This is a genomic window from Sphingobium sp. 22B (assembly GCF_001580035.1).
In the GTDB taxonomy this organism is placed as follows: domain Bacteria; phylum Pseudomonadota; class Alphaproteobacteria; order Sphingomonadales; family Sphingomonadaceae; genus Sphingobium; species Sphingobium fuliginis.
On record NZ_LTAB01000001.1, the window covers coordinates 485,449 to 501,371 of the forward strand.

General features: G+C 67.4%; 12 protein-coding genes and 2 pseudogenes. 11 read left to right on the forward strand and 3 right to left on the reverse strand.

All coding sequences use genetic code 11. From position 1 onward, the window contains the following. Window positions 1-340 precede the first annotated feature (340 nt). From A0J57_RS02190 to A0J57_RS02225, 8 genes and pseudogenes are all read left to right on the forward strand, one after another. Window positions 341-3,517 carry an efflux RND transporter permease subunit gene (locus A0J57_RS02190; RefSeq protein WP_061938082.1) on the forward strand — a complete coding sequence of 1,059 codons (3,177 nt, stop codon included), beginning with the start codon at window positions 341-343 and terminating at the stop codon, window positions 3,515-3,517. Beyond that, window positions 3,510-4,673 carry an efflux RND transporter periplasmic adaptor subunit gene (locus A0J57_RS02195; protein ID WP_061937998.1) on the forward strand — a complete coding sequence of 388 codons (1,164 nt, stop codon included), beginning with the start codon at window positions 3,510-3,512 and terminating at the stop codon, window positions 4,671-4,673. The genes A0J57_RS02190 and A0J57_RS02195 overlap by 8 nt, the downstream gene beginning before the upstream one ends. Then, entirely contained in the window at window positions 4,660-6,063 is a 1,404-nt protein-coding gene (locus A0J57_RS02200) for an efflux transporter outer membrane subunit (RefSeq protein ID WP_061938001.1), read from the forward strand. Before A0J57_RS02195 ends, A0J57_RS02200 begins: the two co-directional genes overlap by 14 nt. Then, window positions 6,060-6,620, forward strand: a complete 561-nt coding sequence (locus A0J57_RS02205; RefSeq protein ID WP_082718718.1) for a thioredoxin domain-containing protein — start codon at window positions 6,060-6,062, stop codon at window positions 6,618-6,620. The genes A0J57_RS02200 and A0J57_RS02205 overlap by 4 nt, the downstream gene beginning before the upstream one ends. 21 nt (window positions 6,621-6,641) lie before the next feature. Continuing rightward, entirely contained in the window at window positions 6,642-7,997 is a 1,356-nt protein-coding gene (locus A0J57_RS02210) for an IS1380-like element ISKpn23 family transposase (RefSeq protein ID WP_003168745.1), read from the forward strand. Window positions 7,998-8,250: 253 nt separating this feature from the next. Further along, window positions 8,251-8,874: a class I SAM-dependent methyltransferase gene (locus A0J57_RS02215; RefSeq protein ID WP_328587029.1), complete on the forward strand. Its 624-nt coding sequence runs from the start codon at window positions 8,251-8,253 to the stop codon at window positions 8,872-8,874. 57 nt (window positions 8,875-8,931) lie between these two features. Beyond that, window positions 8,932-9,222: pseudogene (locus tag A0J57_RS02220) on the forward strand (alanine--tRNA ligase-related protein); the annotation flags it as partial. Further along, the gene (locus A0J57_RS02225) at window positions 9,222-9,785 is read left to right on the forward strand and encodes a GGDEF domain-containing protein (RefSeq protein WP_061938014.1); all 564 of its coding nucleotides are present in this window, start codon (window positions 9,222-9,224) and stop codon (window positions 9,783-9,785) included. The pseudogene A0J57_RS02220 and the gene A0J57_RS02225, both read left to right, overlap by 1 nt. Before the next feature lie 25 nt (window positions 9,786-9,810). Here the strand turns inward: A0J57_RS02225 and A0J57_RS25130 are convergent, their stop codons facing one another. After that, entirely contained in the window at window positions 9,811-10,029 is a 219-nt protein-coding gene (locus tag A0J57_RS25130) for a helix-turn-helix domain-containing protein (RefSeq protein WP_082718720.1), read from the reverse strand. A gap of 5 nt (window positions 10,030-10,034) precedes the next feature. On the opposite strand from A0J57_RS25130, the pseudogene A0J57_RS02230 reads away from it, so the two are divergent. The 3 genes and pseudogenes from A0J57_RS02230 to A0J57_RS02240 form a co-directional block, all read left to right on the forward strand. Continuing rightward, window positions 10,035-10,463, forward strand: a pseudogene (locus A0J57_RS02230) (thiamine pyrophosphate-dependent enzyme); the annotation flags it as partial. Window positions 10,464-10,465: 2 nt separating this feature from the next. Further along, on the forward strand, window positions 10,466-10,645 hold the full coding sequence (locus tag A0J57_RS02235) for a hypothetical protein (protein WP_061938016.1): 180 nt from the start codon (window positions 10,466-10,468) through the stop codon (window positions 10,643-10,645). A gap of 55 nt (window positions 10,646-10,700) precedes the next feature. After that, window positions 10,701-12,236 (forward strand): bifunctional UDP-sugar hydrolase/5'-nucleotidase, encoded by a 1,536-nt coding sequence (locus A0J57_RS02240; RefSeq protein WP_160330003.1) that lies wholly within the window; start codon window positions 10,701-10,703, stop codon window positions 12,234-12,236. On the opposite strand, the gene lnt is transcribed toward A0J57_RS02240, so the two are convergent. Both lnt and A0J57_RS02250 read right to left on the reverse strand, forming a co-directional pair. After that, on the reverse strand, window positions 12,142-13,683 hold the full coding sequence (lnt, locus tag A0J57_RS25135; RefSeq protein ID WP_076605703.1) for an apolipoprotein N-acyltransferase: 1,542 nt from the start codon (window positions 13,681-13,683) through the stop codon (window positions 12,142-12,144). The genes A0J57_RS02240 and lnt overlap by 95 nt on opposite strands. Beyond that, window positions 13,680-15,869, reverse strand: a complete 2,190-nt coding sequence (locus A0J57_RS02250; RefSeq protein ID WP_235600762.1) for a protein-disulfide reductase DsbD — start codon at window positions 15,867-15,869, stop codon at window positions 13,680-13,682. The genes lnt and A0J57_RS02250 overlap by 4 nt, the downstream gene beginning before the upstream one ends. Window positions 15,870-15,923: the final 54 nt, after the last annotated feature.

The window sequence follows — 15,923 nt, forward strand, 5'->3', positions numbered from 1 at the left end:
ACTGGATGTGAACCTTCATGGCAGCCGTGCAGGGAAAAATCGACTACATCCGCACTGCGTTGGGGCCGAGGGCTACCGACGCCGTTGAATTTACCGCCCTCGGAGCATTTTTGCCGAGGACAAGATCCGGCGAGCGTCGCCCGACATTTCCTATCGCTAAAGCGACGCGACCGGTGCGGTAATGGCCATCATGTCGATTCTTCGGACAATCTCCATCCTCGGCTTCTGGTTTTCGCTGCGCCGCAGCGTCGATAAGATTGCCTTAAGCTAAGCGGTGTGTGGCCTTCCACAGGAGGACCGCAATGCTTGTCAAAATTCTACCATCACGCGGTTGCTGCTGATGATGGCGCTCGTGCGGGTGGCGCTAACGCGACCACTCACCTTCATCGTGATGGCAGTGCTGATCTTTGGTCTCGGCATTCTGTCCGTCCTTCGGATGCCGGTCGACATCTTCCCGCGCATCGGTGTGCCGGTGATCGCGACGGCCTGGACCTTCAACGGCCTGTCCCCGGACGACATGGCGGGGCGGATCATCAACCCGTTCGAGCGCGTGCTGACCACGACCGTCAACGACATCGACCGGATCGAGAGCCAGTCGATGAACGGCGTCGCCGTCGTGCGCATCTACTTCCAGCCCAATGTAGATATTCGTACCGCGACCGCCCAGGTCACGTCGATTTCCCAGACGATCCTGCGCCAGCTTCCCCCCGGCGTCACCCCGCCCGTCATCGTCAACTATGACGCCTCGACCGTGCCAATCGTGCAGGTCGCGCTGTCGGGCGAGGGCCTGAGCGAACAGCAGCTCTACGATCTGGGGGCAAACCAGATACGGCCTCAGCTCATCACCGTGCCCGGCGTGGCCATGCCCTTCCCCTTCGGCGGCAAGCAGCGCCAGATCCAGATCGACATCGACCCCGAGGCGCTGCGGTCCAAAGGGCTGTCAGCGGGCGACGTCGCCGCGGCGATCGCCGCGCAGACGCAGATCACGCCCGCCGGCTTCGCCAAGGTCGGCGGCCTTCAGTATAACGTCCGCCTCAACAACGCGCCGGGCTCGGTCGAGCAGCTCAACAATCTCCCGGTCAAGGTGGTCGACGGCGCGACCATCCTGATGCGCGATGTCGCCCAGGTTCGCGACGGCGCACCGCCGCAAACCAACATCGTGCAGGTCGAAGGTCAGCGATCGGTGCTGATGACCGTGCTCAAGAGCGGCGCGGCTTCGACCCTCACCATCGTCGACACGATCCGCAACCGCATCCCCCAAATCGTCGAGGGGCTGCCCAATGCGCTCCGCGTCCAGCTCATCGGCGACCAGTCGGTTCTGGTGAAGGCGGCGGTGTCCGGCGTGGCGTTCGAGGGCGCCCTTGCGGCCGTTCTCACCTCGCTGATGATCCTGCTGTTCCTCGGCTCCTGGCGCTCGACGGTCATCATCATCATCACCATCCCGCTGGCGATCCTCGGCGCGATCTTCGGCTTGGGGCTCACCGGCAACACCCTCAACATCATGACGCTCGGCGGCCTGGCGCTGGCGATCGGCATCCTCGTCGACGATGCGACCGTCACCATCGAGAACGTCAACTGGCACCTCGAGCACGGCAAGCCGGTGGTGCGCTCGATCATGGACGGCGCAGCCCAGATCGTCACCCCGGCCTTCGTCGCCGTGACCTGCATCTGCATCGTCTTCGTGCCGATGTTCTTCCTTCCCGGCGTCGCGGGCTATCTGTTCGTGCCGATGGCGCTCGCCGTCATCTTCGCGATGATCGCCTCGTTCATCCTGTCGCGCACGCTGATCCCGACCATGGCGATGTATCTGCTGCGCCCGCATCATCACGGGGAGGAGGCTGCCCGCGCTTCCTCGCGCAACCCGCTGGTCCGGTTCCAGCATCGCTTTTCCACGCGGTTCGATGCGGTCCGCGACCGCTTCGGGCATCTCCTCGCGCGCGTGCTCGCGGGCCGCAAGCTGTTCATGCCGGCCTTCCTCGGCGTGATGGTCGCCTCGCTCCTCCTGATCCCCACCCTCGGGCGCGACTTCTTCCCAAGCGTCGATGCCGGGCAGATCACGATGCACGTGCGGGCGCCGGCAGGGAGTCGGATCGAGGATACCGCCACGCTGCTCTCGCGCGTGCAGGCCCGCGTGCGCCAGATCATTCCTGCCGAGCAGATCAAGTCGGTGGTCAGCAATGTCGGGCTTTCGTCGGCCCCGCTCAACACGATCTACAACAATTCGGGCACCGTGGGATCGAACGACGGCGACCTCCTCATTACGCTCGGCGAAGAGCGCACTGCTACGGCGGATCATGTCGCGACCCTGCGCCGCGAACTGCCCAAGAGCTTTCCGGGCATCGACTTCGCGTTCCTGCCCGCCGACATCACCAGCCAGATCCTCAACTTCGGCTCGCCCGCACCGATCGATATTCAGGTGCGCGGCCGCAACGTTGCAGCCAATGAAGCCTATGCGCAGAAGCTGCTGAAGCGCATCCGCGGCGTGCCCGGGCTTGCCGACGCGCGCATCCAGCAATCCTCGCGCGCGCCGCAGCTCGACGTCAACATCGACCGAGCCCGCATCGCGCAATATGGCCTTACCCAACGCGACGTCACGACCAACATCGCGACGGCGCTCGCCGGCACCCAGCAAACCGCGCCGGTCTATTGGCTCAATCCGGAAAACGGCATCTCCTACCCGGTGGTGGCGCAAGTGCCCGAACTCGATGTCGACACCATCGCCGCGATCGAGTCCCTGCCGGTTTCGGGAACCGGCGCCGGCTCGGCGCAGACGCTCGGCGGGCTTGGTACGGTCACGCGCAACACGACGATCAATGTCGCGAGCCGCTCCGACATCCAACCCGTCATCAACATCTACGCCAGTCCCCAGGCGCGCGACCTCGGCGCCGTCGTCGGCGATATCCAGCGCATCATGGCCGATCTCGACGGCGAGCGCCCCAAGGGCGTCACCGTCAGCATCGCCGGCCAGTATCAGACGATGAACCAAGCCTTCAGCGGGCTCGCCTTCGGCCTGATCGGCGCGGTGCTGCTCATCTATCTGGTCATCGTCGTAAACTTCCAGAGCTGGATCGATCCGCTCGTCATCATCGGCGCGCTTCCGGCGGCCTTCGCCGGCATCGTCTGGATGCTGTTCATCACCGGCACGACGATCTCGGTGCCGGCGCTGACCGGTGCGATCATGTGCATGGGCGTCGCGACCGCCAACTCGATCCTTGTCGTCAGCTTCGCGCGAGAGCGACTTGCCGTGCTCGGCGACGCGACCCAGGCGGCGATCGAGGCGGCGACGGTGCGCTTCCGCCCGGTGCTGATGACCGCGCTGGCGATCATCATCGGCATGGCGCCGATGGCGATCGGCATCGGCGAAGGCGCCGAGCAGAACGCCCCGCTCGGCCGCGCGGTCATCGGCGGGCTCATCTTCGCGACAGTGGCGACGCTGCTGTTCGTGCCCGCCTTGTTCAGCTTCGCGCACCGCAAGGGCGCCCCCTCAACCCGGGAGCTAGATCTCCAGCATGCCTGATACGACCAAACCCAATCGCGCCAGGCTCTATGGCGGCGCGGCCATCATCGCCGTGGCGGCGCTTGTCGGCGGCGGCCTCGTGACCCGCAACATGGCGGAACACGAGCAAGCCGCAGTTGCAGCCGAAAACGCGCTGCCGACCGTCAGCGTCGCGCCGCCGCGCGCTTCGGAGGCCGGCGAGATCGTGCTGCCGGGCAATCTCGATCCCTACAACCGCGCGGCGATCAATGCCCGTGTCAGCGGCTATGTGCGCGAATGGCGCGCCGATATCGGCGATCAGGTGCGACGCGGCCAGATGCTCGCGGTTCTCGATGCGCCGGAGATCGAACAGCAGCTCGCCCAGGCTCGCGCCGCCTATCGCACCGCAAGCGCTGACCGGGGCCTGGCCGAGACGACCGCGACCCGCTGGGACGGCCTGCTGAGGAAGGACGCCGTGTCGCGGCAGGAGGCGGATGAGAAGCAAGGCCAGTTCGCTTCGGCCAATGCCCGCGCCGAGGCAGCCCAGGCCGATGTCGGGCGTCTGAACGCGCTGCGCGGCTTCACCCGCCTCACCGCGCCCTTCGATGGCGTGGTCACGAGCCGATCGGCGCAGCTCGGCGCGCTGGTCAACGCCAACGCTGCCGGCGCCGAGCCACTGTTCACCATCGCCGATGTCAGCCGCCTGCGGCTCTACGTCCGCGTGCCCCAGGCCGCTGCCGGCCAGCTTGCGCGCGGCACGCGCGCGACGTTCACGGTGCCCGATCGGCCCGGAGAGACCTTCGAGGCGAGCCTGTCACGCCTCGCCGATGCGGTCGATCGCCAGTCCGGCACGATGCTGGTCGAGTTCCTCGTCGACAATGCGGCGCGCCGCCTGCGCCCCGGCGGCTATGCCGAAGTGCATATCGCCCTCCCCGGCGGCACCGGCACATTCCAGATACCGGCCAGCGCGCTGATCCTTGGCTCCGAAGGCGCCCGCGTCGCGATCGTCGATGGCCAGGGCAAGGTGGCGCTCCGGCGCGTGACGACCGGACGGGATCGCGGCCCGACGATCGAGATCCTGTCGGGACTCGGCCCCACGGACCGCGTCATCCAGACTCCGCCCGACGCACTCGCGGCAGGAGACAGGGTGCGCGTGGTTCCCGCACGGCAGCCGGCGGCGCCCAATGCGAAGCGCTAGTCTCGCAGCGCTCGCCGCACTCGGTCTTGCCGGCTGCTCGACGCTGCCGCCGATGCAGACGCCGTCGATCGACGCGCCGGCGCAGTTCCGCCATGCCGAGGGATGGTCGAGCGCCGCACCGGGCGATCATCTCGCGCGCGGTGACTGGTGGCGCGCGTTCGGCGACCCGGTGCTCGACGGTCTCATGGCGCGCCTCGATGAGAGCACGCCGACGCTCGCCGCGGCGCTTGCGCGCTACGACCGGTCGCTGGCGGCGGCGCGCGCCACGCGCGCCGACCTGTTCCCCAGCGTCGACCTCTCGGGCAGCGCATCGCGCGAGCGGCTATCCGCCGGGCGCCCGATCGGCCCCGGGCAGCCCATCACCACCAACCAATATATCTTCGGCATCGGGCTCGATTACGAACTGGATCTATGGGGACGGGTCCGCAACAGCGTGCGCGCCGCCCGCGCCGATGCCGAGGCGCAGGAAGCCGCGCTGCGCTCGGCCAGGCTCAGCCTGCAAACCTCTGTCGCCGACCTTTACGTCCAGCTTCGCGCCGTCGATGCGGAGCAGGCGTTGCTGGCGCGCACCGTGGCGGCCTTCACCCGCGCGGACGAGTTGATCGTGACGCGCTACGAGGGCGGGATCGCGTCGGGCGTCGATCGCAGCCGATCGCTGGCGCAGGTCGCCGACGCCCGCGCCCGCAGCGAGGCGCTGAAGGCACGGCGGGCGGGCCTTGAACACCGGATCGCTGCGCTGGTCGGCGAAGTCGCCTCCACCTTCTCGATCGCGCCCACCGAACGCGAGCTGGCGCTGCCATCGTTCGCCGCGGGGCTCCCTTCCGAGCTGCTGCAGCGCCGTCCCGACATCGCCGAGGCGCAGCGCCGGCTCGTCGCCGCCAATGCGCGGATCGGGGTTTCGCGCGCCGCCTTCTATCCCAGCATCAGTCTGGGGCTCGGCGCTGGCTATCAGGCGACCCAGGCGCCGATTATCGGCGCCGACACGTTGTTCTGGGGTCTCGGCCCGGTCAGCACGCTCCTCAACCTGTTCGATGGCGGGCAGCGCCGGGCCCGGCTCGACATGAGCCGCGCCGAATATGCCGAACTCGCCGCCGACTATCGCCAAACCGTCCTCGATGCGTTTCAGGAGGTGGAGGACGGCTTGTCGCGTTCGAATGCCTTGGCCAGTCAGGATCGCGAGCAGCGCATCGCTGCAGGCGCGGCCGCGCGCGCGGAAAGCCTGGCGCTCGATCGCTACCGCGACGGCGCGGCCGACTATCTGGAAGTCGTGACCGCCCAGACCGCGGCGCTGTCGGCGCAGCAGGCGAGCATCGCGGTATCGTTCGACCGCGCCCGCACGACGATCGCCCTGGTCCGGGCGCTGGGGGGTGACGCGGCCGCACCGTCATGACGGCCGAGAGGCGAAGACTGTCGCGCCGGGAACTACTCCAGCTCGGCGGCTTGGTCGCAGCCGGTTACGGCGTCAGCGTTTTTCTTCAGGCGACCGCGCCGCTTGGCCGGGACATGTCGACCAACTCCCAGGCGCAGGCGCTCCTGCGCAATCCCGGCGGCCCCACCGAGGGGCCGGACGATGCGGACCTGCGCGTCGTGATCTTCACCGACTATCAGTGCCCGGCATGCCGCAAGGCGGCGCCGGACCTGGATGCCGCCTTCCGCGAAGATGGCCGTGTCCAGTTGGCCTATAAGGACTGGCCGATCTTCGGCGCACTCTCGGAGCAGGCAGCGCGGGTCGCGCTCGCCGCGCATTACCAGGGGATCTACCCGCCCATTCATCACGCCCTCATGCGCGAGCGGCGCCAGCTCGAACGCAATGTTCTCGAACTGGTTGTGCAGCAGGCTGGGGGCCGCTGGGACCGGATCGAACGCGATTTGAACCCACATTCCCCAAGTAAATCGCTGATTTTGCTGTCAGGATCTCAATATTTCCGATATAAATCATGGTGTTGATGGCCGTGAGGGGCGCGTTTGATGGATCACCCAGAGGGTGCGGGTTCGAAGCGGGCAGATCGGGTCGAGTTCGACCGCCGGGTGCATGTGGAGTTCCGAGGTGCGCAGCTCAGTTCCGACGGCGGCCTGCTGGTGATGCGCGAGCTGGATGACGCGCTCGGGCTGTCCGATCTGGCGGCAAAAGCATTGCGCGACACCCGGCGCGGCAAGAACACGGTCCACCGGCTTGACGGGTTGTTCCGGCAATCGGTGTTCGGGCGACTGGCCGGATACGAGGATGTGAACGACGCCGACCGCCTGGCCCTCGATCCGGTGATGCGCCAGGTCGTGGGTGGAAGGGCTGTCGATGCGCAAGCGGCCTCGGCCTCGCAGATGGGACGGTTCGAGACCGAGACACTGGCACAGCCCGAGAACCGTGCCGCGCTGGCCGACCTGAATGGCCAATGGATCGACCGGTTCCATGACCGTAACGGGCTGAAGTACATCGTTCTGGACATGGACAGTTCGGTCAGCCCCACCCATGGCGATCAGGAGGGCGCGGCCTGGAACGGGCATTTCGACTGCACCTGCTATCACCCGAACTTTTTGTTCAACCAGTTCGGCATGCTGGAGCGCTGCGCCTTGCGCCATGGCAACGTCCACAGCGCCGATGGCTGGCGGGACGTTCTCGACCCCGTCATCGCCCGCTACGCGGAGCGCGACCTTTGCGGCCGGTTCTTCCGGGCTGACGCCGCCTACGCGATCCCCGCGATCTATGAGCGGCTGGAAGAAGCCCGATTCTTCTACGCCATCCGGCTGCCTGCGAACAACGTCCTGCGCGAGAAGATCGCGCATCGGCTGACGCGCCCTGTCGGGCGACCTTCGCTGACCAAGGTCAAGCGCTTCTACGAAGACTTCGAGTATCAGGCGGCATCCTGGGACAAGGAACGCCGGGTGATCGCCAAGATCGAATGGCATCCGGGCGAACTGTTCCCGCGTGTCGGCTTCATCGTCACCAACCTGCCGATGGAGCCCGACTGGGTGGTGCGGTTCTATAACCAGCGCGGCACCGCCGAGCAGCACATCAAGGAAGGTAAATATGCCTTCCACTGGACGCGGCTGTCATGCCGGAAGTTCCGCGACAATGAGGTGCGACTGCAACTGCATGCGCTGGCCTACAACCTGGCCATCTTCTTGCGCTGCATCGAGTTGCCCGAGACGATGGCCGACTGGTCGTTGACCAGCCTGCAACTGAAGCTGATCAAGATCGGGGCACGTGTCGTCCGCCATGCCCGCGCCATCACCTTCCAGCTGGCCGAGGTGGCCGTCACCGGTCCGATGGTCCGCGCCATCCTCGCCGCCATCCGCCGATTGCGAGCGCCTCCGCTATGCGCATGACCGCCATCCACGCCCAAACTGAACGAAAACGGCAGGATGGGTCTGTCCGCTGCGCTGAAAAACACCGCCACCAGGGCACAACACGGCGGCTTCGCGGGCCGATCTGCCCTGTCTCAGCGCCTTGCGCGCCCGACGACGCCGCTCGGGACGGAAAATGATTGTCCTGCGGTCGGATTCAGGCGAAACTCACGTCAGACGGCATGCCACTTGGGGAATGTATGCTGAATGTCGATCCGACCCAGGGAGGATAATTGTGGTTTCGTTCTACGACCGTCATGTCATGCCGCGGCTGATCGGCTGCGCCTGTGCGAGCAAACCGGTGATGCGGCAGCGCGCGAAAGTGGTGCCGCGCGCGCGTGGCCGCGTGCTGGAACTGGGCATCGGCGGTGGGCTGAACCTGACCTTCTACGATCCCGCCGCGGTGAGCGAGGTGGTGGGCGTCGATCCTTCGGCCGAACTGCGTGCGCGGGCCGAAGCGGCGCCGCGCGCCGAGGGACTGACGGTGCGGGTGCTCGACGGCGCGGCCGAGGCGCTGCCGTTCGGGGACGATTCCTTCGACACCGTCGTCACGACCTTTACCTTGTGCTCGGTCGACGATGCCGGCGCGGCGCTGCACGAGGCGAAGCGGGTGCTGCGGCCGGACGGGCGGCTGATCTTCTGCGAACATGGGCTGGCGCCGGACGCTGCGGTGACGCGGTGGCAGCAGCGGATCGAGCCGTTGTGGAAGCGTCTCGCCGGGGGATGCCATCTGACGCGGCCGCCCGCGGCCATGCTGCGCGCCGCCGGGTTCCGGGTCGACCGCCTCGACAGCATGTACCTGCCCAGGACACCGCGATCGCTGGGGTGGAACGAATGGGGTGAAGCGCGGCACGGGTGACGGATGGCGAGATAGACCCGCTAGTCACCGCCGCCACTCCGCATTAAGTCCCCGCGCATGACCTCGACCAACGACATTCGCCGCAGCTTCCTCGATTACTTCGGCGGCAACGGCCATGCGATCGTGCCCAGCGCGCCGCTGGTGCCGCAGAACGACCCGACGCTGATGTTCGTCAACGCGGGCATGGTGCCGTTCAAGAACGTATTCACCGGGCTGGAGACACGGCCCTATTCCACCGCGGTGAGCGCGCAGAAATGCGTGCGGGCGGGCGGCAAGCACAACGACCTCGACAATGTCGGCTATACCGCGCGGCACCATACCTTCTTCGAGATGCTGGGGAATTTCAGTTGAAGCAGCTGAGCCTTCAGACGGCGCTAGTCCGCGAGCGCCTACGCTCGCTGGGCGTCGATACCGACATCGATCCTGCTACCTCGCTCCTCAACCGCATCGCGATCGACTCGGTGCTCACCGCCGCACTCGGGCGGGAAGGCCCTACCCTTCTTGCGCTGGTTGCGCTCGATCAGGTCACCTCGATCGGGGCGGCTCATGGGATCGGCGTCGTCGAGCGGGTCCTGCGCGCGCTGGGCCAGACATTGCGGGATCATTGCATGCCGCACCGGGTCGGCCGCTGGGAGGCAAAGCGGATCGCCATCGTGTTCGACAACTGCGACCCCGAAGCCGCCCGCGATATGCTGAACGCAGCCCGCAAGGCATTCTCGAGGCGAAAGCTGCAGCGCGTCGAGAATGAGACGCCGATCGGCGAGGTGACATGCTCGGCGGGTCTCGTACTCGCCCCCAACGCTGTCTCCGAGGATCTGATTGCAGACGCAGCCGATGCGCTGGCACGGGCTTCGAATGGCTTGGGCAACCGGGTTATTCTTGAGCAGCCAGCTGCGCGCCCATTCCCGTGATACGCCGCACGCGTCGGCACCGCAGCTATCGCGCGGGAAAATGCCTGTAAAAGGTCGAGATCGAGACGCCGATCGCGCGCGCGATCTCGCGCGACGACATCTCCGTCTTGAGCAGCTTGGTGGCCGCGTTCCGGCGCTCTTCGGTCATCATCGTCTTTCGCCCGCCGAACCGGCCCTTGCGCCGTGCGACGGCCAGCGCAGCAGTGGTCCGCTCGCGGACCAGCTCGCGTTCCATCTGGGCCATCGCCGTTCACTGATCTCGTCTATACGATGGTGCGCGTGCTCGACGAGGAGAACCGCGCCGTCGGCCCGTGGGACCCCAAGCTTTCGCCCGAAACGCTGCGCCGCATGCTGCGCCACATGGCGTTGCTGCGCGCGTTCGACGAGCGCATGTTCCGCGCGCAGCGGCAGGGCAAGACCAGCTTCTACATGAAATCGCTCGGCGAGGAGGCGGTGGCGGTGCCGCAGGCCTATGCGCTGGATGCCGAGGACATGTGCTTCCCGTCCTATCGCCAGCAGGGCCTGCTGATCGCGCGCGGCTGCCCGCTGGTCGACATGATGAACCAGATCTATTCGAACCGGGGCGACAAGCTGCAGGGCAAGCAATTGCCGATCATGTATTCGGAGAAGCGCTTCGGGTTCTTCTCGATCTCGGGCAATCTGACGACGCAATATCCGCATTGAAGGATCATGCCCAGGCGATCGACCTGACGCTTGGCAGGAACCGGGCCGACGCCTTCTCGCTCGGTATCGCCGGGACGCCGGCGTTCCTGATCGGCCCGCTGCTCGTCATCGGCGCGCTGTCCCAAAGCGAGTTCAAAGAAGCGTTTCACCAGGCAAGGGGCCTCGCCCCTTCCTGATCGAAGGAAAGGAATGACGATGCGAGGTTGGCTGGCAGGATTGGTCCTGGCCACGATGGGCGGCGGCGCTGTCGAGGCGAAGGATCGGAGCTTCACGATCCTGCACACCAACGACATGCACGGGCGCCATGCGCCCATCACCGTTGCGCCCGGCAATGCCACCTCGCAGACCGGCGATACCGGCCGCACCCCTGTCGAGTTCGCCCGCACGGGCAGGATCGGCGGCTTTGCCGCACTGGCGGGTGTGGTCGAGCGCACGCGCCGGGAACAAGGCCCCGCCAACGTGCTGCTCGTCGATGCCGGCGACACGTTCAGTGACGATTTCGTCGGCAACGCGACCCGCGGCGAAACGATGATCCGGCTGATGAACCAGCTCGGCTATCAATTCATGGCGCTCGGCAATCATGATTTCGACTATGGCCTTGAGCGCACGCGCGAGCTGCAGGCGCTCGCCACCTTCCCGATGCGCGGCGCCAATACCCTGGAGAAGGGCTCGCCTGTCTTCGGCGAGCCGTGGAAGATCTTCGAGGCGGGCGGCGTGCGGATCGCGATGCTGGCGCTCAGCTATCACAATACCGGCCTCACGGGTTCCAAGAGTAACGTCGAGGGGCTGACTTTCGCGAACGGGATCGAGACGACCCGGCGCTATCTGCCTCGGCTTCGCGAACAGGCCGATATCGTCGTGCTGCTGTCGCATCAGGGCACGGCCGTCGATCGCAAGCTCGCCCGCGAGGTTCCCGGGGTCGACATCATCATCGGCGGCCATTCGCATGACCTGATCGCCCCGGCCGAGAAAATCGGCGGCACATGGATCGTCCAGGCTCTGTCAGACGCCGCGATGATCGGCCGCCTGACCGTCGTGGTTGGCGCTGGCGGGCGTATTCGGCAGCTCGACAGCGGCGTGGTCGAATTGTGGAACGACCAGCATCCCGATGACCCGGCGATGGCGGCAGCGGTCGCCCGCGAGGACGGCCCCTACAGGCGCGAGATGGACGAAGTGCTGGCGACTGCCACCGACCGCATCGGGCGCCGATACAAATCGGAGAGCCCGTTCGATGCGCTGGTGGGCATGATCCTGCGCGAGGAAACCGGCGCCGACGTCGCATTCATGCCGGGCGTCGGTTACGGTGTCTCGATCGAGCCGGGCCCGGTAACTCGCGACCGGCTCTACACCCTCTTGCCCCACCCGACCAAACTGGTGACGTTGACGATGACGGGCGCACAGGTCCGATCGGTTCTCGAGCAAAGCGCCACGAACCTTAGCCCCGATGACGATCTGGCCCGAGTCGGCGGCCTCGTGCAGACATCGGGCATAGCCTGGACGGCCGATCTCAACCGGCCAGCGGGAAACCGTATCACCCACGCCGCGATCGACGGCCGTGCGATCGAGCCGCAGGCGCGTTACAAGGTCGCGACCAATGCCGGGATGCTCGACGGGCTCCATCGCTACACCGCCTTTGCCCAGGGCGAGGACATCCATACCGATGAACGCAGCGTCACCGCGATCGTCGAGGGCGCTTTGCGGAGGATGAAAGTGGTGGCGGCGCCTGCGAGCGGCGCGGTCCGGATCGTAGCATCGTCTGCGTCATAAACAGCGTGAGCAGTAAGATGGCGGCTGCCAGCGGCAAAGCTGTTCCCCATCGGCTGACGAGCGTTGCGGGTCCGATCGCCGGGAGCACCGTATCGAGCCGCGCCGCCTCATGCGGGGGCAGGCTCGCGGCGATGCTCCCATCAGAGCGGATGACCGCGGTGTGGCCGGTCGGCGTCGCTCGGATGATTGGCACGCCTTCCTCGATCGCCCGCAGGCGCGCCTGCGCCAGATGCTGTTCGGGGCCGCCCGCGCCGAACCAGGCATCGTTCGACGGATTGAACAAAAAGGCGGGACGCCGCGCCTGATCGACGACGGCGGACGGGAAGATAATCTCGTAGCAGATCGATACGCCGGCGCGCAGGTCGCCGATCGCCAGCGTATGTGGACCCGGCCCAGGCACGAAGGCAGCTTCGCCGGGAACCAGGCGGCCTATACCTAGACGTCCCAGCACATCCGCAAACGGTAGATATTCGCCAAAGGGGACGAGATGCGCCTTGTCGTAGCGCCCAAGAACCCGGCCAGCGGCATCGAGCACGAACACGCTGTTGCTGTAACCGTCGGCGCCGGCCGTCCCGGTCGCCCCCGTGAACAGGAGATCGCCGGCCCGCAATATCGCAGCGGCGCGCCGACGTAGCGCCGGGTCGCTATCGAGCGGATCGATGATGGCGGCTTCCGGCCAGAAGATGAGGCGTGGCCCCAATGGCGCGCCGGGCGGACCGCTCAGCGCGCGGTAGCGCGCGAGCTGCGCCGCTCCCTGACCGGGCCGCCATTTGTCGGCTTGATCGATATTGCCCTGGACGAGGCTGATCGCCGTCGCCGTATCGCGCGCCGCACGCGGACCGGCGACGGCGATCGGCACGGTCATGACGAAGGCGGCCAGTGCCAGCGGCCGAACCCCCGCGTCGCGGGTCGCACTGGCGATCAAGCCGGCGGCCAGCAGGGTGATGCCCGACAGTCCCAGCGCGCCGATCGTGGCGGCACCGCGGGCGACTTCGCTGACAGGTAGCCAGATGGCCCCGAGCGGATTCCACGGGAAGCCGGTGAGGAGGACGCCCCGCAGCCATTCGGCGAGGACGAAGAGCGCGGCGGCACTTAGCGCGAAGGGTGTAGCCCCTGCGCGGCGCGTGACGAGATGGGCAAGGCCCAGCGGGAGCGCCCAATAGCAGGCGGTATAGGCCGCGAGGATCACCACCGCCGGCCAGCCCAGCCAAGCGGGCATGGCCGCCTGATAGGTGAAGGCGTGCGCGATCCACGTCAGGCTCGCGCAACCGAGGCCCCATCCATACCACCACCCGCTTGCCGCCGCCCGCCGCCAGTCCGGCGCCATGCCGGCGATGCGCAGCAGCAGGATGAGGCCGCCGATCGTGGCAGGCCATAGCGACCACGGCGCGAAGCCCAGCGATGACACCGCGCCGAGGGCGAAGATCCCCAAGCGCGCCGCGATCATGACGTAGCGGCTTGTTCCACCAGCATGTCGCTGGTGAGCACTTGCGGCAGCTCGCGCAGCTCGCCGCCGCGTGTCACGAACAGATAATAGGGCACAGAATTACGGCCGCGCGCGGCGAGGAAGCGCGTGATAGCGGGATCGCCGCGCGTCCAGTCCCCGACCAGCGTCGTCACGCCTGCGCGGGCGAATGCCTCTTGCGTGCTTGCCCGGTCGATCGCGACCCGCTTGTTGACCTGACAGATCAGGCACCAATCGGCGGTCATGTCGACGAACACCGGCTTGCCTTGCGCGCGCAGCTCGGCGAGCCGCGCTTCGCTGAACGGCTCGGCGCTGGCGCTCGCCGCCGTGACGGGCGGCGGCGAGGCGGGCGCGGGCAGCTCGATGACGAGCGCCAGCAGCGCCGCGCCGGCGACAACCGATAGAGCGATGCCGGTCCCCTTGCCGCCCGATTGACGCAGCCCCGCCCACCATAGGGCGACCGCTGCCATAGCGGCGAGGAGCAGGCCAATAACCAGTCCATCAACGCCGCTCTGACGTCCCAGCACCCAGGCGAGCCCGATCGCGGTCAGCAGCATCGGGATGGCGAGCAGCCTGCGGAAGGTTTCCATCCATCGGCCGGGCTTGGGCAGCACGCGCCGCAATGCCGGTACGAAGGCGATCAACAAGAATGGCAGCGCCATGCCCGCGCCAAGGCCGGCGAACACCGCCAGCGTCGCCGGCGCCGGCAACACCAGCGCGGCGCCCAGCGCCACCCCGAGGAAGGGACCGCTGCAGGGCGTTGCGATCACCGCCGCGAGCGCGCCGGTGCCGAACGCACCGCTCCAGCCCGGCTGCGCCAGACGGCCGCCGGACAGCGATATGCCCCTGATCTCGAAGAGCCCCGCGAGATTGAGTGCGATGCCCAGCGACAGCAGCATGAGCAGGAGGATGATGCGAGGATCCTGCAACTGAAACGACCAGCCAATATCGTGGCCAAGCGCGCGCGCCGCGATCAGGATCGCGCCGAGTAGTGCCGTCGTGGCGACGCTGCCGGCGAAATAGGCGATGCCCTCGATCCGCGCGGCGCTGCGATTGCCGCCGGCCCTGGCGAGGCTCAGCGCCTTCAACGACAAGATCGGAAACACGCACGGCATGAGGTTGAGCAGCAGCCCGCCGATCAAGGCGCCCATCAGCGCGGCGAAGAGCGCTGGCGTCGCGCCGGCGGACGTCACCCTGCCCGGATCGGCGGGAGGGGCCTGTAACGTCTCAGGATCGCCGCTGAGGACCAGCTTGGGCGTGTCGGGCAGTTCCGTCACCCCCGGCGATGCAAGCGCCGCTACGGACCCGGCTTTGGCAGTGAGGGCGACACTGCGCCGCCCGTCGCTCAGGACGCCGCTGAAATTTCCGCTGGGGCGCTCGCCTGTGGCAGCCACCCGCACCGTGACGGCACCACCCGCCGCGCGGGTCACGCTTTGCGGCGTTGCCGCCTCAAACCAATCGGCCGAAGCGGGGAACAGGCGCGCCTTGGCGGGATCGAGCGAACCCGCACCGGCAATGTCGAACACCAGGTCGGGGCCAATACGGGCAAAGGTGCCGCTGGCGCCGCTGGCGCCGCTGCGCGGCAGCGCCGCCTCGGCCGCCGAGATGATCGCGGGCGCGCCGCTCGCCGGGGCGCCGTCGCCTGACACGAGCTGAAGCCGAAGCGTGGCACGCTCCGGGACGCATAACGTGTCGGAACAGGCCAGCCAGTTCAGATCGACCGCGATCGGCAGCGCTGTCCCGGGCGCGATCGACGGGGCGAGCTTGAGGTCCGCCAGGAGCGTGAATGGGCCTTCGTGGACGTAGCTGGCGATACCGGCCAGTTCGAGCAGCGTGGGCGCGGGGTGCCGAAGCGCGCCGATCGTTGCGCCCGCCGGCGCCTGCCACTTTGCCTCTACGGAAAGACCGCTATCGCCGGGGTTGATCCAATAGCCGTGCCATCCCGCCTCGGGCGCCATGCGAATGGCGATGCGGGTCGTAGCCCCCGGGCGCGGCGTGTCGCTCGCCGCGACGATCGATGCTGCGATGTGAGGCCGGGGCTGCGCGTGCGCCGGGACGGCCAGGCCGGCAAGGATCAGCGCGATCATCGCGGCAAGACGCTTCAGCCAGAGCATGGCTGACGATGACGGCGATGGCGCGTGCCGCGCAGCTTGCAGGGGACGGGTCATGCGTCATCGCATCGACCCGCCACCTTAAGGCCCGCTTAGCAGTCCCCCACGCGG